This window comes from Micromonospora sp. GCM10011542 (genome assembly GCF_042650685.1).
GTDB lineage: Bacteria > Actinomycetota > Actinomycetes > Mycobacteriales > Micromonosporaceae > Micromonospora.
Genome location: NZ_JBHSBO010000067.1, coordinates 222,124 through 242,956 on the forward strand (window position 1 = coordinate 222,124; position 20,833 = coordinate 242,956).

17 protein-coding genes are annotated in these 20,833 nt (G+C 72.3%); 7 read left to right on the plus strand and 10 right to left on the minus strand.

The genetic code is table 11. The annotated features are described in order from the left end of the window. Positions 1-3 precede the first annotated feature (3 nt). The 6 genes from ACFOW4_RS29065 to ACFOW4_RS29090 form a co-directional block, all read right to left on the minus strand. Positions 4-1,260 carry an RNA polymerase sigma factor gene (locus tag ACFOW4_RS29065; protein WP_377533584.1) on the minus strand — a complete coding sequence of 419 codons (1,257 nt, stop codon included), beginning with the start codon at positions 1,258-1,260 and terminating at the stop codon, positions 4-6. After that, positions 1,257-1,664, minus strand: a complete 408-nt coding sequence (locus tag ACFOW4_RS29070; protein WP_377533585.1) for a YciI family protein — start codon at positions 1,662-1,664, stop codon at positions 1,257-1,259. The genes ACFOW4_RS29065 and ACFOW4_RS29070 overlap by 4 nt, the downstream gene beginning before the upstream one ends. Before the next feature lie 114 nt (positions 1,665-1,778). After that, positions 1,779-3,911: an alpha-galactosidase gene (locus ACFOW4_RS29075; protein ID WP_377533481.1), complete on the minus strand. Its 2,133-nt coding sequence runs from the start codon at positions 3,909-3,911 to the stop codon at positions 1,779-1,781. Further along, entirely contained in the window at positions 3,908-4,822 is a 915-nt protein-coding gene (locus tag ACFOW4_RS29080) for a carbohydrate ABC transporter permease (protein ID WP_377533482.1), read from the minus strand. Before ACFOW4_RS29080 ends, ACFOW4_RS29075 begins: the two co-directional genes overlap by 4 nt. Next, entirely contained in the window at positions 4,819-5,775 is a 957-nt protein-coding gene (locus tag ACFOW4_RS29085) for a carbohydrate ABC transporter permease (RefSeq protein ID WP_377533483.1), read from the minus strand. The genes ACFOW4_RS29080 and ACFOW4_RS29085 overlap by 4 nt, the downstream gene beginning before the upstream one ends. Before the next feature lie 22 nt (positions 5,776-5,797). Next, positions 5,798-7,129: an ABC transporter substrate-binding protein gene (locus ACFOW4_RS29090; RefSeq protein ID WP_377533484.1), complete on the minus strand. Its 1,332-nt coding sequence runs from the start codon at positions 7,127-7,129 to the stop codon at positions 5,798-5,800. Positions 7,130-7,410: 281 nt separating this feature from the next. Between ACFOW4_RS29090 and ACFOW4_RS29095 the strand changes: the two genes are divergently transcribed. The 4 genes from ACFOW4_RS29095 to ACFOW4_RS29110 all read left to right on the plus strand — a co-directional run bounded on the left by ACFOW4_RS29095 (position 7,411) and on the right by ACFOW4_RS29110 (position 12,368). Further along, positions 7,411-9,414, plus strand: coding sequence for a beta-galactosidase (locus ACFOW4_RS29095; RefSeq protein WP_377533485.1), 2,004 nt, complete (start codon positions 7,411-7,413; stop codon positions 9,412-9,414). Positions 9,415-9,450: 36 nt separating this feature from the next. Next, on the plus strand, positions 9,451-10,227 hold the full coding sequence (locus ACFOW4_RS29100; protein WP_377533486.1) for a DeoR/GlpR family DNA-binding transcription regulator: 777 nt from the start codon (positions 9,451-9,453) through the stop codon (positions 10,225-10,227). A 45-nt stretch (positions 10,228-10,272) separates the two neighbouring features. Further along, complete coding sequence (locus ACFOW4_RS29105) at positions 10,273-11,304, plus strand: HEAT repeat domain-containing protein (protein ID WP_377533487.1); 1,032 nt, start codon at positions 10,273-10,275, stop codon at positions 11,302-11,304. 107 nt (positions 11,305-11,411) lie between these two features. Beyond that, entirely contained in the window at positions 11,412-12,368 is a 957-nt protein-coding gene (locus ACFOW4_RS29110) for a sporulation protein (protein WP_377533488.1), read from the plus strand. Positions 12,369-12,428: 60 nt separating this feature from the next. Here ACFOW4_RS29110 and ACFOW4_RS29115 read toward each other — a convergent pair whose 3' ends face one another. Beyond that, entirely contained in the window at positions 12,429-12,806 is a 378-nt protein-coding gene (locus ACFOW4_RS29115) for a hypothetical protein (RefSeq protein WP_377533489.1), read from the minus strand. A gap of 228 nt (positions 12,807-13,034) precedes the next feature. Beyond that, positions 13,035-15,077 (minus strand): glycerophosphodiester phosphodiesterase family protein, encoded by a 2,043-nt coding sequence (locus ACFOW4_RS29120; RefSeq protein WP_377533490.1) that lies wholly within the window; start codon positions 15,075-15,077, stop codon positions 13,035-13,037. Between the two features lie 213 nt (positions 15,078-15,290). On the opposite strand from ACFOW4_RS29120, the gene ACFOW4_RS29125 reads away from it, so the two are divergent. Beyond that, positions 15,291-15,698 carry a hypothetical protein gene (locus ACFOW4_RS29125; RefSeq protein ID WP_377533491.1) on the plus strand — a complete coding sequence of 136 codons (408 nt, stop codon included), beginning with the start codon at positions 15,291-15,293 and terminating at the stop codon, positions 15,696-15,698. A gap of 41 nt (positions 15,699-15,739) precedes the next feature. Here ACFOW4_RS29125 and ACFOW4_RS29130 read toward each other — a convergent pair whose 3' ends face one another. After that, positions 15,740-17,959, minus strand: coding sequence for a HelD family protein (locus ACFOW4_RS29130; protein WP_377533586.1), 2,220 nt, complete (start codon positions 17,957-17,959; stop codon positions 15,740-15,742). Positions 17,960-18,182: 223 nt separating this feature from the next. Between ACFOW4_RS29130 and ACFOW4_RS29135 the strand changes: the two genes are divergently transcribed. Continuing rightward, on the plus strand, positions 18,183-18,818 hold the full coding sequence (locus tag ACFOW4_RS29135; protein ID WP_377533492.1) for an SGNH/GDSL hydrolase family protein: 636 nt from the start codon (positions 18,183-18,185) through the stop codon (positions 18,816-18,818). Positions 18,819-18,893: 75 nt separating this feature from the next. On the opposite strand, the gene ACFOW4_RS29140 is transcribed toward ACFOW4_RS29135, so the two are convergent. Next, positions 18,894-20,045 carry an outer membrane lipoprotein carrier protein LolA gene (locus ACFOW4_RS29140; RefSeq protein ID WP_377533493.1) on the minus strand — a complete coding sequence of 384 codons (1,152 nt, stop codon included), beginning with the start codon at positions 20,043-20,045 and terminating at the stop codon, positions 18,894-18,896. 97 nt (positions 20,046-20,142) lie between these two features. On the opposite strand from ACFOW4_RS29140, the gene ACFOW4_RS29145 reads away from it, so the two are divergent. Further along, on the plus strand, positions 20,143-20,799 hold the full coding sequence (locus tag ACFOW4_RS29145; RefSeq protein ID WP_377533494.1) for a response regulator transcription factor: 657 nt from the start codon (positions 20,143-20,145) through the stop codon (positions 20,797-20,799). The last annotated feature ends 34 nt before the right edge of the window (positions 20,800-20,833 follow it).

Sequence of the window (20,833 nt, forward strand, 5' to 3'; positions counted from 1 at the left end):
TCCTCAGCCCTCGGTGGTGGCGAGCCGGGCCGCCCGCATGGTCAGGTAGCGCTGCTCGGGCAGGCTGGTGGTCCGGGCGGCGGCGGCCCGGTAGTCCTCGACGGCCCGCGCCCGGTCACCGGCCATCTCGTGCAGGTGCGCCCGGGCGGCCGGCAACCGGTGGTTCCCGGCCAGCCGCGGGTCCTCGGCCAGCGGGGCGAGAGCGGCCAGGCCGGCGGCCGGGCCGTGCACCATGGCCGTCGCCACGGCCCGGTTGAGCGCCACCACCGGGCTCCCGGACTGCTGCTCCAGCACCTGGTAGAGCGCGAGGATCTGCGGCCAGTCCGTCTCGGCCGTGCTGGGTGCCTCGGCGTGCAGCGCGGCGATGGCGGCCTGCACCTGGTACGGGCCGACCGGCCCGCGCGGCAGCGCCTCGGTGACCAGCGCGATGCCCTCGGCGATCGCGGCGGCGTCCCAACGGCCGCGGTCCTGGTCGGCCAGGGAGATCAGTTCACCGGACGGGCCGGTCCGGGCCGCGCTGCGGGCCTCGGTGAGCAGCATCAGCGCGAGCAGTCCGGCGACCTCGCTGTCCCGGGGCAGCAGCGCGTGCAGCGCGCGGGTCAACCGGATCGCCTCCACCGCCAGGTCCACCCGGCGCAGGTCCGGACCGGCGGTGCTGGTGTGCCCCTCGGTGAAGATCAGGTAGAGCACCTGCCGCACGCTGGCCAGCCGGTCGGCCCGCTCGGGCGGGTCGGGCATCCGGAACGGCGTCCCGGAGGACCGGATGCGCTGCTTGGCCCGGCTGATCCGCTGCGCCATGGTCGCCTCGGGGACCAGGAAGGCGCGGGCGATCTCGGCGGTGCTCAGGCCACCGACCGCGCGCAGGGTCAGCGCGACGGCCGACGGCGCCGACAGCGCCGGGTGGCAGCACAGGAAGAGCAGGATCAGGGTGTCGTCGCGCTCGGCGGTCAGCGCCTCGTCCGCCGCCGGCGCGCGCTGCCGGTCGTCCGGGTCGCGCCGGGTCGCCAGGTCCTCCCGGCGGCGCCGGGCCTGCTCGCCCCGGACCAGCTCGATCATGCGCCGGTACCCGACCTGCACGAGCCAGCCGCGCGGGTTCGTCGGCAGCCCCTCGACCGGCCACTGGGTCGCGGCGGCCAGCAGTGCCTCCTGCACCGCGTCCTCGGCGGTGGCGAAGTCGCCGAAGCGGCGGGTGAGCACGCCGAGGACCTGCGGCGCGAGGTCGCGCAGCAGGTCCTCGATGCGGGGACCGGTGGTGGTCAGCCGTCGATCTCCTGCGACGGGGCGGACATCACCGGGTGCACCTCGATCGGCATGTTCAGTGGCCGGCCACCGGGGCCGGGCGCGGTGGAGAGGTACGCGGCCAGTTCCACCGCCCGCTGCGGGCTGTCGCAGTCGACGATCCAGTAGCCGGCCAGGAACTCCTTCGTCTCGGCGAACGGCCCCTCGGTGACCACGGGAGCGCCGCCGTCGCCGGCGCGGACGATCCGGGCCTGCTGGGGGCCGCCCAGGCCCTGCGCGTCGACCCACTCCCCGCTGGCGGTGAGCTTGGCGTTGACCTCCTGCATGAACCCGATGTGCGCCTGGATCTCGGCCGGGGTCCAGGTGTCGATGCTGGGAAAGTCGGTCCCCGCAGCGCTGAACTGCATCAGCAGCATGTACTTCATGGTCTCGCTCCTCACGCCTGCGCACCATCATCGGTGCTCTCACCCTGAGGTAGAAGCAGGCGCCACGGTTCTCGACATGCCGGCCGAGAAAATCCCAGCATCTTTCTCCGGCGGTCAGCCGACCGCGGTGACCTCCAGGACCAGCGTCTGTTCGGGGTGCAGCGCGGGCACCTGGACGCCCACCCGGGCCAGCGCCGCGCCGGTCAGGGTCACTCCGGCGGGCAGCCAGCCCGGCCCGGCCCGGCCGATGGTGGCCGGCGCCGGCACGTCCGCCGCCGGTCGGACCAGGTAGCGCCGCCCCTCGTCCAGCCCGGGTAGCCGTACCGCTCCCGGGGCCTGCGCCACCGAGGTCGCGAGCCGGGCCACGGCGTACACCGCCCGGTCGCCGTCGTGGTCGACCACGCCGTGCGCCCAGATGGCCGGGTCCGGGTGGTCGACCCGGACCACCCGGCCGGTGTGCAGCAGCGGCCGGAGCCGCTTGTGCAGCGCGACCCAGGCGGCCAGTTCCGTCTGCTCCTCGGTGCTGATCGAGGCGATGTCCCACTCGATGCCGTGGTGGCCGAAGAGCGCGGTGGCCGCCCGGAAGCCGAGGTCGTGTACGCGGTTGGTGGTGTGCGAACGCTCCGGGCCGACGTGCGTGCCGATCAGCTCCGGTGGGAGCAGCAGCCCGGTCCAGCGTTGGATGCTGAGCCGCTCCAGCGCGTCGTTGCAGTCGCTGGCCCAGACCCGGTCGGTGCGGGCCAGGATCGCCAGATCCACCCGGGCGCCACCGGACGAGCAGCTCTCGATCTCCACGGTGGGGTGGCGGCGGCGCAGTTCGTCGAGGAGGCGGTAGACCGCCAGGGTCTGCCCGTGCACCCCCGGGCGGCCGTGGTGCCCGGCGTCGGTGAGGTCCCGGTTCTGGTCCCACTTGAGGTAGCTGATGCCGGGGTGCTCGGTGAGCAGCGCGTCGAGGCGTTCGAGCAGGTAGTCGTACACCTCCGGTCGGCCCAGGTCGAGCACCTGCTGGTTGCGCCAGGCCGGCGGCAGTCGCCCCGGTACGGCGAGCAGCCAGTCGGCGTGGGCGCGGAACAGGTCGGAGTCGGGGTTGACCATCTCCGGTTCGACCCAGAGCCCGAACTGCAGGCCGCGGCCGGTGACGTGGTCGATCAACGGTTGCAGGCCGTCCGGCCAGACGTCCTCGTCGACGAACCAGTCGCCGAGCCCGGCGGTGTCGTCGCGCCGGCCCCGGAACCAGCCGTCGTCGAGCACGAAGCGCTCCACGCCGATCTGGGCGGCCCGGTCCGCGAGCTTGCGCAGCCGGTCCAGGTCGTGGTCGAAGTAGACCGCCTCCCAGACGTTCAGCGTCACCGGGCGGAGGCTGCGCGGGTGCCGCGGCCGGGCCCGCAGGTGGGTGTGCAGGACGTCGCTGAGCCCGTCCAGGCCGGCGTCGGACCAGACCGCGTAGAGCAGCGGTGTCTCGTAGGACTCGCCGGGGCCGAGCCGCACCTCGCCCGGGCCCAGCAGTTCGCCGCCACCGAGGGTCGACTCGCCGGTCGGCCGCCGCTCGGCGAAGGTCACGTGGTCACCGCTCCAGGCGGTGTGCACCGCCCACACCTCGCCGTGCCCGAAGCCGAAGCCGGCCGTGCCGGCCACCAGCAGCAGGGCGGCGTCGTGCCCGGTACGCCCGTGCCGGCCCTCCCGGACCCAGGTGCCGTGGTGCCAGGGGTGCCGCTGTGGGGACCGTTCCCGGCACCAACGGCCGGTGAGGTCGAGCAGTTCGGTGGCGACCGCCGGCACCGGCAGCACCGGGGTCAGCTCCCGCAGCTCGTACGGGCTGCCCCCGTCGTTGGTCAGCCGGTGGCGCAGCAGCAGCAACCCGGTCGGGTCCAGCTCGATCTCGACGGTGAGGGACAGCCCGGCGTCCGGGTCGCTGGCCGAGACGGTGACCCGGGCCGAGCCCTCGTCGTCGGCGACGTCCACCGTGTCCAGTCGGAACGCGGTGGACCAGCCGGTGCCGTCGCGGTGCCCCGCCAGTGCCGGCCGGCCGCTCCACCCGGCGCTCGGTTCGGGCAGCAGGGAGAGCACGGTCGGCTCGTCGAAGCTGCTCGGCACCACCGGCGGTGCGGTCGCGGCGGCGAGCTGGCCCAGCGCGTCGGGGTCGAGGTCGCCGACGTCGCCGCCCCAGTGCACGACCCGGGGCAGCCCCGGGCCGCGCGCGTCGAGCACCAGGCTGGTCCGCGCGCGGCGCAGGTGCAGGATGGTCATCCTTTGGAAGCTCCCAAGGTCAGGCCCCGGACGAAGTGCCGCTGGAGCATGAAGAAGATCACCAGGGTGGGGATCGCGACGAGCACGCTGCCCGCCGAGACCAGGTTGTTGTCGGTGAAGAACTCGCCACGCAGGTTGTTCAGTGAGCTGGTGACCGGGAACTTGTCCCCGGTGCGCATCAGCACGGTGGCCCAGAAGAACTCGTTGTAGATCCAGGTCACCTCCAGCGTCGCCAGGGCGGCCAGGGCCGGGCGGCACAGCGGCATGGTGACCTGCCAGTACTGCCGCCACACGCTGGCCCCGTCGACCATCGCCGCCTCGTAGAGCTCGTGCGGCAGCGCCTTCATGTAGTTGCTCAGCACGAAGACGCAGAAGCCGCACTGGAAGGCGACGTTGATCAGGATCAGCCCCCAGTAGCTGTCGTAGAGCAGCTCCGAGTCACTCATGAACTCGGGCAGCGGCACCTCGGTGAAGAGCCGGAACAGCGGGATCAGCAGCGCCTGCTGGGGCAGCAGGTTGGCCGCGGTGAAGAGCCCGAGCAGCACGATGTTGAGCTTCCAGCTGAACCGGGCGATGACGAACGCCACGCACGAGGCGAGGAAGAGCGTCAGCAGCACCGCCGGCACCGTGATGTAGACGGAGTTGAGGAAGTGCTGGCCGAACTCGGCGGTCTTCCAGGCCGTGATGTAGTTGTCGAAGGTCCAGCCGCCGAAGGAGACGTAGCCGTTGGCGGCGGTGTACTGGTAGGAGCGCAGCGAGGACAGCACCGCCCAGACGATCGGGAAGAGCCAGGCCAGCGAGACGACGATGAGGAAGCCGTGCAGCAGCAGCCGCAGCGGGGTCAGCTTGCGGCGCCGGACCGGCGCCTCGGCGGTCTGATCCGGCTGCCGGGTCACGGTCGCGGTGCTCATCGCCGGTCCTCCCTCATCACGGTGGCCAGGTAGATGGTGATGAACACCAGCGAGACGACCAGCATGATGGTCGCCAGCGCCGAGCCGAAGCCGATCCGGCTCGCCTCACCCACCACGTTCTGGGTCACCAGCGCGGAGATCAGCTCCAACCCGTTGCGACCCTTGTTGACCACCCAGACCAGGTCGAACGCCCGCAGCGACTCGATCACGGTCACCACCAGCACGATGATGTTGATGGGTCGCATCACCGGGAAGACCACCCGGAAGAACGCCCGGCTCTCCGAGGCGCCGTCGACCGCGGCTGCCTCGCGCAGCGACGGGTCGACGCCCTTCAACCCGGCCAGGTACAGCAGCATGATGTAGCCGACGTGTCGCCACCCGGAGGCGACCATGACCGCCCAGATGTTGACGTTGGAGTCGCCGTACCAGTCGATGTTGCTGCCGAACACCGCGTTGATCAGACCCTGGTCGCGGGAGTAGAGCAGCTGCCAGACGAAGCCGATCAGCGCCAGCGAGAGCACCACCGGCATGTACAGCGCGGTCTGGTAGAAGCGGCTGCCGCGCAGCTCCTTGTCGAGCAGGACGGCCAGGAACATGCCGAACGGGGTGGCCACCAGGAACAGCACGGCCAACCAGAGCAGGTTGTGCTGGATCGCCGGTACGAACGGCGGGTAGATGTTGACCACGTCGCTGTAGTTGCGGCCGCCGACGAAGTCGATGTCACTCAGAGGGCCGATGCCGTCCCAGTCGGTACCGGAGAGCAGCACGGTGGCCACCGCCGGCAGCCAGACCAGCCCGGTGACGAGCAGCAGCGGGACGAGCACCATCAGCGTGATGACCACGCGGTCGGTGCGGGACAGGAGCCGTAGCCGCCGGCGACGGCCACCCGTGGGGGTGGCCGCTGCCGGCGACGGAACGGCGCGATCCGCTTGGATCAGGGGCAGGTCGGACACGATGTCCTCCCCCTTCCGCCGTCTATTCGGTGAAGATCGACTTCTTCTGGTTCTCGATGCTCGAGGTGAGCCCGTCGATGTCCTTGGGGGTCTTGATGAACTGCTGGATCGCCGGGATGATCACCGTCGAGGCGAAGTCCGGCCGGGTGTCGCGGTCCAGGAACTGGGCGATCTCGGTGGCCGAGCCGACCAGCTCGGCGGCCTTCTTCTGCAGCGCGGTGTAACCGCTGGTGTCCGCGCCGGTGTTGGCCACGAGGGTGCTCGGGTCGTTCTTCACCGTGATGTTCGCGGCGTCCTTGCCGCCCACGTACTCCAGCAGCTTCTTGGCGTTCGCCTCGGACTTGGGCTTGCGAGCCATCATGTAGCCGTCGATCGGCGCGTCCAGGGCCTTGGCCCCGATCGCCGGGTCGATCTCCGGGAAGGTGAAGAAGTCGAGGTCGTTCTGCTCCTCGTTGCTGAACTGCTGGGCGACGAAGAGACCGAGCAGGTACATGCCGCTCTTCTTCTGCTGCAGCGACTGCGCCGCCTCCTGCCAGGTGCGGCCGAGGCTGTCGGGTTGGTGCAGGGGGAGCAGACCGGCCCAGGTGTCGAAGACCTTCTTGACCTTGTCGGAGGTCCAGGCCTCCTTGCCGGCCATCAGGTCGACGTGGAACTGGTAGCCGTTGATCCGCAGGTTGAGGATGTCGAAGGTGCCCATCGCCGGCCAGCCGTCCTTGTCGGCGAAGGCGATGGGGGTGAGGCCGTCCTTCTTCATCTGGGCGCTCAGCGTGGTGAGCTGGTCCAGGGTCGTGGGCACCTGGTAGCCGTACTGCTTCCAGACCGACTTGCGGTAGAACACCGCCCACGGGTAGTACGACGACGGCACGAAGTACTGCTTGCCGTCGTCGCCGGTGGAGGCCTTCTTGAAGGCGTCGGAGAAGCCGGAGAGCTTGCCCCACACGTCGCTGACGTCGCCGGCCAGGCCCTTGGCGGCGAAGAAGCGCATCCGGTAGCCGGCGAACCACATGAACACGTCGTCCGGCTTGCCCTGCAGGTAGTTGTTGATGTTCTCCTGGTACGTGTTGTGGTCGACCGTGTTCACCGCGGGCGTGACGCCGGACGAGGTCTTGAACCCGTCCATGACCTTGGCGATGACGTCCTTGGGCTTCGGGTCGGACTGGTTGGAGCCGACCGACACGTCCTTCGAGTCGGACCCGCCGGAGCCGGAGTCGTCACCGCATCCGGCGAGCAGGCCGGTGCCGAGCAGCGCGCCGGTGCCGGCCGCGCCGGCCAGCAGCGAGCGTCGGTTCAGGCCGGCGACGGAGGGCGGTACGAGCCGGGCCAGGTACTCGGCTTGGGATCGGGGACGGGACATCTGTGCCTCCTGCGGATGAAGAGGTGCTACGCCCAAGGGCCGTCAGTGGTGGTGGCAGATCCGGCGTCGTGATCGCACATCGGGATCCACCGAGAATCCACATTGGCAAACACGAACTGCCAGTGGGGCCTCAAGCTACCCCTCCGCGCGGCTCTGTCAAGAGGGCCATATGCCTCCCAGAACCCAGTCGTGACAGGGCTGTTATCGGGTAAACGTTGGAAACGAAGTCGATGTTGGAACCTGTTGACTTCGGCCCGCAGGTCGGTGCACCCTCAGCTCTCATGCGGCGATGGCAGGGTGCGGACATCTACTTCGGCGGCGACTACAACCCCGAGCAGTGGCCCGAGCAGACGTGGGCGGAAGACGTCGAGCTGATGCGCCGGGCCGGGGTCAACCTGGTCTCGGTCGGCATCTTCTCCTGGGCGCTGCTCGAGCCCACCCCCGGGCGGTACGAGTTCGGCTGGCTCGACCGGGTGCTGGACCTGCTGCACGACGGCGGCATCCAGGTCGACCTCGCCACCGCCACCGCCAGCCCGCCGCCGTGGCTGGCCCGGGCGCACCCGGAGACCCTGCCCCGGCAGGCCGACGGCACCATCCTCTGGCCCGGTGGACGGCAGGCGTACTGCCCCAGCTCGCCCGTGTTCCGGGAGCGGTCGCTGGAACTGGTCCGGGCGGTCGCCGGCCGGTACGCCGAGCACCCCGCGGTCGTCATGTGGCACATCTCCAACGAGCTGGGCTGCCACAACGTGCACTGCTACTGCGACGTCAGCGCCGAGGCGTTCCGCGGCTGGCTGCGCGAGCGCTACGGCGACCTGGACGGTCTCAACGCCGCCTGGGGCACCGCCTTCTGGAGCCAGCGCTACGGCGACTGGGCCGAGGTCAACCCGCCGCGCACCGCGCCGACCTTCGCCAACCCGACCCAGCAGCTGGACTTCCTGCGCTTCTCCTCCGACGAGCAGCGCGCCCAGCTGCGCGCCGAGCGGGCGTTCCTCAGCGAGCTGGTCCGCCAGCCGATCACCACGAACTTCATGATCGGCACCGGCATCAAGTACATGGACTACAACTCCTGGGCCGACGACGTGGACGTGGTCGCCAACGACCACTACCTGACCGCCGCCGACCCGCAGGCCCACGTGGGGCTCGCGCTCTCCGCCGACCACACCCGTGGCGTCGCCGGCGGTGACCCGTGGCTGCTGATGGAGCACTCCACCAGCGCGGTGAACTGGCAGCCGCGCAACGTGGCCAAGCTGCCGGGGCAGCTGCGCCGCAACAGCCTCGCGCACGTGGCCCGGGGCGCCGACGGGGTGCTGTTCTTCCAGTGGCGGGCATCCCGGGCCGGCGCCGAGAAGTTCCACTCCGCGCTGGTGCCGCACGCCGGGCCGGAGACCAAGGTGTTCCGCGAGGTCTGCCAGCTCGGCGCCGACCTCAAGGCGCTGGCCGAGGTACGCGGCAGCCGGGTGGACGCCGAGGTCGCCATCCTCTTCGACTGGGAGGCGTGGTGGGGCGTCGAGCTCGACTCGCACCCCAGCGTCGACGTCCGCTACGCCGACCGGCTCACGGCCCTCTACGCCTCGCTGTGGCGTGCCGGCATCACCGCCGACATCGTCCACCCGTCGACCGACCTCAGCGGCTACCGGCTGGTCCTGGTGCCCACCCTCTACCTGGTCCGCGACGCCGACGCCGACGCGCTGCGCCGGTTCGTCGCCTCCGGCGGCACCGCAGCGGTCACCTACTTCAGCGGCATCGTCGACGAGAACGACCACATCCGGTTGGGCGGCTATCCCGGCGCGTTCCGCGAGCTGCTCGGCCTGCGGACCGAGGAGTTCTTCCCGTTGCGTGAGGGTGAGCAGGTCCGGTTGGACGACGGCGGCGTGGCCGACGTGTGGACCGAGTGGCTGCACCCGGAGGGCGCCGAGGTGCTCGCCTCGTACGTCGACGGGCCGCTGCCCGGCGTACCGGCGGTGACCCGCCACCCGGTCGGCGCCGGCGCGGCCTGGTACGTGGGCACCCGGCTGGACGAGCAGGGCACCGACCGCCTGGTCGCCCGCCTGGTCGACGAGGCCGGCGTCCGCCCGGCGGCCCAGGTGCCCACCGGCGTCGAGGTGGTCCGCCGCCGCGACGGCGAGCGGAGCTGGCTGTTCGCCATCAACCACACCGATGCCGAGGTACGCCTCCCCGTCACCGGTACCGAACTGTTGACCGGGGCACGGTGTGCCGGTGAGCTGAAGCTGCCGGCCGGTGAGGTGGTCGTGGTCCGGGAGGACCGGGCTGTCGACCCCGCCTGAGCATGCGACAGTGACGGCGCGAAGGAGGTTCCCCAGATGCTCGCCCAGCAGCGGCAGACCGCCATCCTCGATCTGATCCGCCAGCGCGGTGGCGTGCGGGTGAGCCACCTGGTCAGTCGGTTCGGCGTGTCCGACATGACCATCCGGCGGGACCTGGAGGCGCTGGCCGAGCGCGGCCTGGTGGACAAGGTGCACGGCGGCGCGACGCTGGCCGGGCCGGGCTCGGCCGAGGAGCCCGGCTTCGCCGCCAAATCGATCCGCCAGCAGGCGGAGAAGCGCGCCATCGCCGGGCGGGCCGCGACCATGGTCGAGCCGGGCATGGCCATCGCGCTCTCCGCCGGCACCACCACGGCAGCGCTGGCCACGCTGCTCTCCGACGTCCGAGGTCTGACCGTGGTCACCAACTCGATCCCGGTGGCCGACGCGCTCTACCAGAACCCGCGCGCCGACCAGACCGTCGTGCTCACCGGCGGCATCCGCACCCCGTCGGACGCGCTGACCGGGCCGGTCGCCGAGGCGGCCATCAGCGCGCTCAACGTCGACCTGCTCTTCCTCGGTGTGCACGGGCTCAGCCCACGGACCGGCTTGACCACGCCGAACCTGCTGGAGGCCGGGATCAACCGGTGCCTGATCGGGGCGGCCCGCCGGCTGGTGGTGCTGGCCGACCACACCAAGTGGGAGACCATCGGCATCGCCACCATCGCCCCGCTGGAGGCCGCCGACGTGCTCATCACCGACGGTCGGCTGCCGTCGGAGGCGCGTACCGCCATCGGCGAGCAGGTGGGGGAACTGCTCGTCGTAGACGTCGACTGAGGTTTCCGTTTGCCGCTGGCGGGTCCGCCGTGAAACCGTCCGCCGGTGAATTCGCACGAGGTCGCGGAATTGTTCCAGCAGGCGGTGGCCGCGTCGCAACGGGCTGTGCAGTTGGCCGAGCACGACGAGAGCTGGGAGCTGCTGCGCCGGGCGGCCGGGTCGGGTGCGGCGGCCGTACGGGTGGCCGTCACGCAGCTCGCCGATCCCCAGCCGACGGTCCGGGCGGCGGCCTGCGATCTGCTCGGCCTGGCCAGTGAGCTGCACGAGCAGGTACGCGGGGACGCGGCAGCGGCACTCGTCGACCTGGCGGCGGCCGAGTCGGATCCCGACGTGCACTGGTCCATCGCCCGGGCGCTCGGTGCCACCGGCGACGGTCGGGCGGTGCCGGTGCTGGTGGCCCTGGCCGGCAGCCGCGACGCCGACGTACGGTTCCGGGTCGCCACCGCGTTGCCGGGGGTGCTCGGTGCACACCCGGAGGGGCCCGGCGTGGCGGCGTTGATCGCCCTGTGCGACGACCTCAACCCCGAGGTGCGCAACTGGGCGACGTTCGCGTTGGGGCGGATGAGCACCGCCGACGGGGAGGCCGTTCGGCAGGCGCTGTGGGAACGGACCCGCGACGAGCACCGCGCGGTGCGGCAGGAGGGTGTGCGCGGGCTGGCCCGACGCCGCGACGCTCGGGCCCTCCCGTTGGTCCGCGTGCTGCTCGCCGAGGACAAGGTCGCGGCGTCCACCTTCGAGGCTGCCGCGTTTCTCGCGCACCCGTGGCTGCTGCCGCTCCTGCGCGGGTTCGACCCGGCCGACGATGGCGTGGCCGAGGCACTGCGCGAGTGTGACCCGCTGCGCCGGGTGCACCGCGACGAGACAGCGTGGCGGCTCCTGGAGGCCCTGCACGAGCTTCGACCGGACCTGGACGGGGCACTGCTCGGTGAGCGCTTCGACCTCGGCCTCCGCCTCGAGGTCGCCGGGGGGCCGGGCAACCGCGCCGGGTACTGGTTCGTGGAGGAGCTGCTGACCCGGGCCGGCGGCGACCCGTACCTGGCCGCCCAGTTGGCCGTCGACGACGTCTCGACGACGTGAGCCGTTCGGGCACTTCACAGCGACCTCACAGGGCCCCTGGGTAGGGTGCCGCCGAGTCAACGTCCGACTCCACCCTGGAGCGGTCGCGCGGTCGTACGGGAGTTCCGATGGTCTTCAAGAAGATGTTGAGCGCGTTCGGCGTCGGCGGCCCCAGCGTCGACACCGTGCTGACGAACCCGAACACCCGCCCCGGCCTGACCCTCGACGGGCAGGTCAACCTGCTCGGCGGGGATGGCCCGGCGGCCGTCGAGCAGGTGGTGCTCGGCCTGGTCACCCGGGTCGAGGTCGAGGGGCACGACGCCGAGTACGCCGGCACCATGGAGTTCCACCGCATGGTGGTCAGCGGTCCGCTCCAGCTCGCCCCGAAGCAGCAGCTGTCGATCCCGTTCCAGCTGCCGGTGCCGTGGGAGACGCCGATCACCGACGTGTACGGCCAGCGCCTGCACGGCATGACGATGGGCCTGCGCACCGAGCTGGCGGTGGCCCGCGCGGTGGACAAGAGCGACCTGGACCACGTCGCGGTGCACCCGCTGCCGGTGCACGAGCGGATCCTGGAGGCCTTCCAGCGGCTCGGTTTCCGGTTCAAGCACGCCGACCTGGAGCGCGGCCACATCCGGGGCGTGCAGCAGACGCTGCCGTTCTACCAGGAGATCGAGTTCTACGCCGCCGCGCAGTACGCGGGCACCGTCACCGAGGTCGAGCTGACCTTCGTGACCAGCCAGCGCGGCGTGGACGTGATCCTCGAGTGCGACAAGCGCGGCGGCTTCCTCAGCGCCGGCCACGACGCCTTCGGCCGCTACCAGGTCTCGCACGCCGACGCCGACCGGGTGGACTGGGCGCAGGTGGTCGACGGCTGGCTGCGCGAAACCACCTCCCGCTACGGCAGCCTGCGATCGCAGGGCTTCGGGCCGGGCCACGGGCGCGGGCACGGTCGGGGGCACGGCATGGGCGGCATGGTCGCCGGTGCCGCGCTCGGTGTCGCCGGCGGCATGATCGCCGGCGAGATGATCGAGGACGCCTTCGAGGGCGACTTCGGTGGGGACTTCGGCGGCTTCGACGAGTGACCACACACGACGATGGCCCCCGGGACCTGTCCCGGGGGCCATCGCGTGTCACGTACCCGGTCAGTGCCGGGCCTTGCGCTCCTCCGCGCTGCGGTAGTTGCTGCCGGCCTTGGCCAGACCACGGCTACCGAGGTAACCCAGCGTCAGCAGGGTGATCAGGAACCAGGCGTTGTCGGCCCGGAAGATGTCCACCCCGGCCGAGTTCTTACCGACCACCTGCGAGGCGCCCAGCACGGCGATCACGGCGGCGATGTAGATCCAGAACTCGGTCGTCTTGAACGCCTGCTTGCTCTCCGTGCCGGGTGCCTGCATGTCGTTCCGACGCCCGTCGTTCATGATCGGCATCGGCCGGGTCTGCGCTTCCTGCATCGCCGGGCGGTTCTGCGCCTCCGGCGCCGGCCGGTTCATCGGCCTGGTGGATGCAGCCTGCGTGCTCATCTGGTCCTCCTCAGGATGCGATGAGTCGTACCTGCAGTCCCTCGCCCCGCTACCGCGTTTCGGCCACGGCACGGTTCGCGTTCATGGCGGGGGCACCCTCCGACTACCCGAGGCCGGGGGGCAGGTAACACCGGCCGCCGGCCGGAAATGTGCCGGCCGGCGAACGGGTCGGGCGCGCACGCGCACCGCCGGTGGCGCCCCTGCGCGGGGCACCACCGGCGGGGTACGTCAGCGCAGGCCGTTGCGGATCGCGACGCTCACCAGCAGGTCCGGGTCGTCGGTGATGATGCCGTCCACCCCGAGGTCGATCACCCGCTGCATCACGGCCGCGTCGTCGACGGTGTACGGGATCACCTTGAGGCCGTAGCGGGTCTGCAGGGTCCGCACGTCCGGTCCGTGGAAGTACGCCGGGTTCTCCCGCAGGTACCAGTCGGCCGAGGCCACCGTGCCCTGGTGCGGGTCGTGCACCTGCCAGTTGGCCGACACCGTGCCCGCGCCGACGGCCCGGGTCAGCTTGCCCAGGTCCTGGTACCTCCACCAGTCCAACCCACCGGTCCAGGGGCTCTTGACCGACGGGTCGCCGTACACGGCCTCAAGCGAGCACTCGTCGGCGAGCGTGGCGCATTCGGCCGGGCCGTACTGCCAGACCAGCGCGACAGTGCCGATGCGCCGGTCGAGCTGGCGGGCGTAGCTGATGGTGCGCCAGTCGAAGGACTGGATGGTGGCCCGGCCGGTGAAGCCGGCCCGCTGGATCGCCCCGACCAGCTTGCGGGTGAAGCTGCGGTACGGCTCGGTGTCGTCGACCACCGGGCTGATCTTCGTTTCGATGTTCATCCCGATGTCGCTGCGGCTACTGGCCTTCACCAGGGCGAAGACCTCGTCCAGGGTGGGAATCCGGGCACCCGGGGCGGGCACCTGGGCGGGCAGTTCGGGCAGCGTCCGCGTACCGCAGTCGACGGTCTTGAGCTGGGCGAGGGTCAACTGGTGCACCGGCTTGCCGACGTACGGGAACTGCGGGTCGCCGGGGCGCACCGGGGCGGTGTCCACGCAGTGCGAGCCGTTGACCGTACGGTCGTGCAGCACCACCAGTTGGCCGTCGGCGGTGACGCCGGTGTCCAGCTCGAGAGTGGAGATGGCCCGGTTGGCCAGCGCGTTGGCGAAGGCTGGCAGGGTGTTCTCCGGCCGGGTGGCCCGACCGCCGCGATGGGCCTGGATGTCGAACGGCGCCGCGTACGCCTCCGGCAGCCGGTAACCGCGCTCCGCGAGCAGGCCGCGCAGCCGGTCCGGGTAGTCGGTGATGATGCCGTCCACGCCGTCGTCGATCAGCTTGGCCATCGTCGGCACGTCGTCAACCGTCCACGGGATCACCTTGATCCCGTACCGGTGCGCCTCGGCGACCATGTCCTTCGTGACGTACGGCCGGTAGCCGGGGTCGGTGACCGTGCCGTTCTGCGGGAAGCCGTGCACCGGGGAGAAGGCGCTCGCGCCGAAGCTGCGGATCGCCCGGATGGGATCGCCGCCGAACTCGTCGATGTCCAGCCCGCCGAGCCAGGGCGAGGCGCCCGGCTGGCCGGTCTGCAGGAAGTCGTAGTTGGTCAGGGCGACCAACGGCAGCTTCGGCTCGACCTGACGCATACGCATCAGCGCGCCCCAGTCGAAGCTCTGGATGGTGACCTGCTTGAGCAGCCCGGCGGCGCGCACCTCGGCCGCGGTGACCCGGACGAACTGCTCGCGGGGCGCGGTCTCGGTCGGCGCGCCCGCCTCCACCTTGGTCTCCACGTTCAGCGTGACGTCCTTCGCCCGGTACCGGTTGACCAGCGCGAAGACCTCGCGCAGCAGCGGCATCCGGGCGCCCGGCACGGCGAGCTGACCCGGCTTGTCCGGCAGCGTCTTCGACCCGCAGTCGAGGCTGCGCACCTGGGCCAGGGTGAGCGTGTTGACGTACCTGCCGACGTACGGGAACTCCGGGTCGCCGGGGGTCACCGGGGCCGTGTCGACGCACTTGGCGCCGCTGATCTTCCGGTCGTGGGTGACCACGGCCTGGCCGTCCTCGGTGATCTGCACGTCCAGTTCCAGGGTGGTCACCCCGAGCTGGAGGGCGTTGCCGAAGGAGGCGAGGGTGTTCTCCACCCGCAGCCCGAGACCGCCGCGGTGGGCCTGCACGTCGAATGTCCGGTCCGGTCGCGGCTTCGCCTGGGCGGGCGCCGCGAGCCCGGTCGTCACCGTCGCGGCCACCACGGCTGCGACGGCTGTACGGCGTACTGTGCGCACGCTGTCATCCCCTCCTTGCCGGCGGGCGTTTCCCACCGGTCGCCGGCCCAGCATGGACACCGCCGACGGCGTGCAGGCGGCCGGCGGGCGGCGCGGCGGTGAACCGGGGACGGCCTTACCGCCAGCCGGTGGCCGGCCCCGGTGCGGCGGGTTTGGGCGGTCGGTGGCCGGGCACGCAGACAGATACCGGAGACCTTCTGCGAGGTGATGAACGTGCGTGAGGACGACATACGGCAGGACGCGGCCCGCCGGGCCGAGGCCCGGATCGCCGGCGGCGTGTACGGCGAGGGCGCCCTCGACGAGGTGACGGTGCCCCAGACCGACGTGCAGAGCCAGATCCAGCGGGACGACCCGTTGGATCCGGCACACGAGCGGGTCGACCCGCAGGTGCTGCGCGACGGCGGCCCGACCGGGGGGCAGGGCGCGGTGACCACCACCGGCGGCACCGCCGGCCCGGCCAGCGTGCGGCGGGTGGCCCGGCAGCCGGAGCGGCACCGCGGCAAGGTGGCGCCAACCACCACCGGGGACGCCACCACCGGCGGCCTGAGCACCCCGACGGGCGGCGGCACCAGCGACCAGTCCACCATCGCCACCGGCCCGGCCAAGCCCATCGACGACTGACCGCCCGGGCGGCGCCCCGTCCCCGGGGCGCCGCCCGTCGATCAGAGGTCGGGGCGCAGGACGCCCAGGCGTTGGGTGGCCCGGGTCAGGGCGACGTAGAGGTCGCTGCGCCCGCGGGGGGACTCGGCGACGATCCGGTCCGGGTCGACCACCAGCACCGAGTCGAACTCCAGGCCCTTGGCCTGCGCGACGGTCAGCACCACCACCCGGCTCTCCAGCTCCGGATGCTCGCCGACGGCCGCCTCCGGCAGGGCGGCGGTGAGCGCCCCACCCAGTTCGTCCACCCGGCCGGCCGGCACGATCACGCCGAGCCGGCCGTCGGTCAGGCCGGCCGCCTCCCGGCCCGCCGCGTTGACCAGTTCGGCCGCCAGTTGGTCGTCGGGCACCGCGCGGTCCCACGGCGGTACGCCGCTCTCGCGGACCGAGCGCGGCGGACGCAGCGCCGGGTCGATCTCGGCGAGCACGTCCGCGGCGACCGCCATGATCTCCGCCGGCGTGCGGTAGCTGACGGTCAGCTCGGTGAGCCGCCAGCGCTGCGCCACGTACGGCGCGAGCGCCTCGGCCCAGGAGGGCGTGCCGCTGAGCGCCCCGGTCTGCGCCACGTCGCCGACGATCGTCATCGACCGGCTCGGGCAGCGGCGCATCAGCAGCCGCCACGCCATCGGCGACAGCTCCTGCGCCTCGTCCACGATGACGTGGCCGAACGCCCAGGTCCGGTCGGCCGCCGCGCGCTGCGCGGTGGTCAGCCGGTCGGCCTCCTCCTGCCGTTCCAGCAGCCGCTCGGCGTCGATCAGGTCGGTGACGCCGAGGATCTCACCACCGTCCGCCTCGTCCTCCACGTCGATCGAGCGGGAACCGCGGGCGATCTCCAGCACGCCCTCGGCGTACTCCCGTTGCAGTGACCGGATCCGCTCCCGGCGGGCGGCGGCGGCCCGCTCGTCCTCGCCGAGCAACTCGGCGGCCTCGTCTAGCAGCGGCACGTCGGCCGGCGTCCAGCCGCCCGGCTCGCGGTGCAGCAGTGCCCGCTCGGCGTCGGTGAGCATCGGCGCGGCGGTGGCGATCCGCTCCGGGTCGGCGTACAGGTCGGCGAGCAGCCGTTGCGGGGTGAGCACCGGCCAGAGCCGGTCCAGTGCGGCCCGTACCTCCGGTTCCTCGCGCAGCTCCCGGCGGATCTCGGCCCGGTCCGCCTCGTCGAGCAGGTTCTCCCCGCCCAGCGGGTCGGCGCCGATCCGCTCGGCGACCTGGTCGGCGAGGGCGTGCACGATCTCCACGTCGAACAGCGCCCGGGCCAGGTTGTGCGGCCGGTCGGCGCGGCGGACCCGGTCCCGGGCCTCCCGCACGGTCTCCGGGTGCAGGGTCAGCGCCTCACGCTCCACCTCGATCTCCAGCGGCTCGTCCGGCACCCACTGCCGGTCCCGTACGGCCGCGGCCAGCACCTCGGTCAGCACCGCCCGGCCCTTGAGGGCGGCGGCCTCGGCGGACTCGACGCGTCGCGCGCTCACCCCGGGGAAGAGGTCGCCGGGGGTACGCAACAGCACGCCGGTCTCCGCGAGGGTGGGCAGCACCTGGGAGATGTAGCGCAGGAACGTCGCGTTCGGGCCGACCAGCAGCACGCCGCGGCTGGAGAGTTCCCGCCGGTGGGTGTAGAGGAGGTACGCCGCCCGGTGCAGCGCCACCGCGGTCTTGCCGGTGCCCGGGCCGCCCTGCACCACCATCACACCGGGCAGGTCGGCCCGGATGATCCGGTCCTGCTCGGCCTGGATGGTTTCCACGATGTCGCGCATCCGACCGGTCCGGCCGGCGTTGAGCGCGGCGAGCAGCGACGCCTCGCCGGTCAGCTCCTCGTGGCCGTTGGGGGCGGCGGTGTCGATGTCGAGCACCTCGTCGTTGAGCCCGGTCACCTTCCGCTGCCGGGTACGCAGGTGCCGGCGGCGGCGTACGCCCTGCGGGTTGGCGGCGGTGGCGAGGTAGAACGGCCGGGCGGCGGGGGCCCGCCAGTCCATCAGCAGCGGGTCGTAGTCGCCGGTGGTGTCGAAGATGCCGATCCGGCCGATGTAGTGACGGGCGCCGTCGTCGCCGTCCAGCCGGCCGAAGCAGAGCCCGTTCTCCACGGCGGAGAACTGCTCGATCTGCTCGGCGTACATCCGCACCGCGCTGTCGCGCTGGGAACGGTCCTGCTGGGTGCCGCCGCTGGTGCGCAGCGCGTCGGTGAGCCGGCGACCGGCCTGCTCACGCAGCCCGTCCAGCCGCCCGTAGAGCATCGAGATGTACTCCTGCTCGCGGCCGATCTCGTCGTCGAGCGGCAATTCACCGGAATCGCCGGGGTGCCTTGACAAGCCGTCTCCCTAAAGAATAGAATTCCCCGCAGGAACGGCTTATTGGCCGTTCTTTTTTGTGCCCTCGAACTGTTGAAGATAGCGCGTCACGCCGGCTGCGACCAAGCCGGCCGGTGAGATGCGCCCGGTGATCGCGAGGTGGCGGCGCATGATCCTGCGGACCGGGCAACGGGTCGTCTTCATCGGCGACAGCATCACCGACTGCGGTCGCCGCGATGCCGCCGCGCCGTACGGCAGCGGCTACGTGAGCCTGGTCCGCGCGCTGGTCACCGCCCGCTTCCCCGGGCTGGAGCTGGAGTGGGTCAACCGCGGTGTGAGTGGTGACACGGTCCGGCACCTGGCCGCCCGCTGGGAGGACGACGCGGTCGCCCAACACCCGGACTGGCTCTCGGTGATGATCGGCATCAACGACATCTGGCGCGGCTACGGCGACCGGCCGGACGAGGCCGTCCCGATTGACGAGTACGAGCGCACCCTGCGCGGGCTGCTGCGCCGCGCGGTGGACGCCACCGGCTGTCGGCTGGTCCTCGCCGACCCGTACCTCATCGAGCCGGACCGGGCCGAGCCGCAGCGCGCCGACACCGACCGGTACGCCGCCGTGGTCGACGGGCTGGCCAAGGAGTTCGACGCGGTCCACGTGCCCACCCAGGCGGCGTTCGACCGGGTGTTGGCGGTCAGCCCGGCGACGCGCTGGGCCGACGACCGGGTGCACCCGTTCCTGGCCGGGCACGCGGTGCTCGCGGAGGCCTTCCTCACCGCCCTCGACGCGACCGTCACCGCCTGACCCGGGGCCGCAGTCCGGTGCGGCGCGACGAAGCGCCGGGCCGACCAGCGGGTCGACCCGGCGCGATGTCGGGGTTCAGCCGCGGGCGACCTGGTAGAGCCGCTCCGGGGTGACCGCGCCGGCCAGCACCCGGCCGTCGTCGGTGAGCAGCACGCTGAACAGCTTGCCGGTGAGCAGCCGGCCACTGCCCCAGTCGCCGCTGACCGCGGGCAGCCCGCCGAGCAGCTTCGACACGTCCACGTCCGGGGCGCCCCCGCCCGCCGGCTTGCCGCCAGCGGCCTCGGCCGGCTTACCGCCGCTCACGCCGGCGGGCTTGCCGCCGGTGACGCCGTCGGTGCGGGCGACCAGCACGGTGGTCCAGCCGGTACCCACGGCGCGTACCCGCGGGTCGCCGACGGTCTCCCTGCGGTCCGGCTTGCCGGCGGCCGGCCGCTCGGCGGACTCCTCGGTGACGGTGACGCCGGGCGGCGGGTTGAAGGCGAACTGGTCGGCGTCCGGCCGCCGGTAGTCGACCTGGGTGAAGGCCACCTCGAACGCCGGCTGGTCGCTGCCCTTCGCCAGCACCTCGAAGCGCAGCGGCACGTGCTCCCTGGCGTCGATGGCGATCCGCAACTGGTGTACCAGCGAGGCGCCGTCGCGCGGTTGGAGCACCAGCTCGTAGGCGTCGCGCCCGGCCACGGTGGCCGAGCGACCCACGGTGACCTGGGTGCTCGGGTCGATCGCGGACAGCGCCAGGTCGGCGGCCTCGCGCGGGGTCGCCGGCAGGCTCTGCCCGGCCTCGGGCGCCGGCTTTCCGGCGGCGTCGGCGCCGAGCGTGCGGTGGGTCGCCGTGTTGCCGCGGCTCTGCCAGGTCCAGACGTCCCGGCCGTTGCGGATCACGTCCTGCTCGCCGAGCGTGTCCAGCAGCGCCACCCGCTGCCGGTCCGGCCCGGAGTGCCAGACCCGCAGGGTGTGCGTGCCGGTCAGCAGGGTGGTCAGCTCGTTGCCGGGCACCAGCCCCACCAGCGGCGGCAGGCCGAGGTCGGCGCGCTGCACGACGGTGCCGGAGAGCCCCTCCAACCGCGAGGTCTGCAGGTCGACCAGGAGTTGGGCGGCGGTGCGGGGCGGCAGGCTCGGTTCGGCCTCGGCGGCGAACGTGCCGATCGCGGCCCCGCCACCGATGACGGCGACGGCCGCGGTCGCCGGGACCAGCCAGCGCAGGACGGGACGGCTGTACAGAACGGACATGGTGGGTACCTCCTGCCCGACATCCTGCCCGGTCGGGGCTGTGAGTGTGCTGAGGACGCCGGTACGCCACGGTTGACTCCGGTGGCACCCTTGACCCGTGCGGTTGCTGGTGGTGGAGGACGAGGCCCGGTTGGCGGCCGCCCTGCAACGTGGCCTGCAGGCGGAGGGGTTCGCGGTCGACGTGGCGGCCACCGGCCCGGCCGGGTTGGACGCCGCCCGGCACGGCGGGTACGACGCGATGGTCCTCGACGTGATGCTGCCCGGCCTCTCCGGCTACGAGGTGGTCCGGCGACTGCGCGCCGAGCAGCACTGGCTGCCGGTGCTGATGCTCTCCGCGAAGGACGGCGAGTACGACGAGGCCGACGGCCTGGACTGCGGCGCCGACGACTACCTCACCAAGCCCTTCTCGTACGTGGTGCTGCTGGCCCGGTTGCGCGCGCTGCTGCGCCGGGGCGCGCCGGAGCGTCCGGCGGTGCTGGCCGTCGGCGACCTGCGGCTCGACCCGGCCCGGCGGCGGGTGACCCGGGCCGATGCCGAGGTGGCGCTCACCGCCCGCGAGTTCGCGTTGCTGGACTACCTGATGCGTCGGCCCGGTCAGGTGGTGTCCAAGACCGAGCTGCTGGACCACGTCTGGGACGCCAGCCTGCAGACCGCGCCCAACGCCGTCGAGGTGTACGTCGGCTACCTGCGACGCAAGCTCGGCCGGGACCGGCTGGAGACCGTCCGGGGCGCCGGCTACCGGCTGGCGACATGATCCGCTCCCGGTGGCGCCGCCCCGGTTGGCTGCC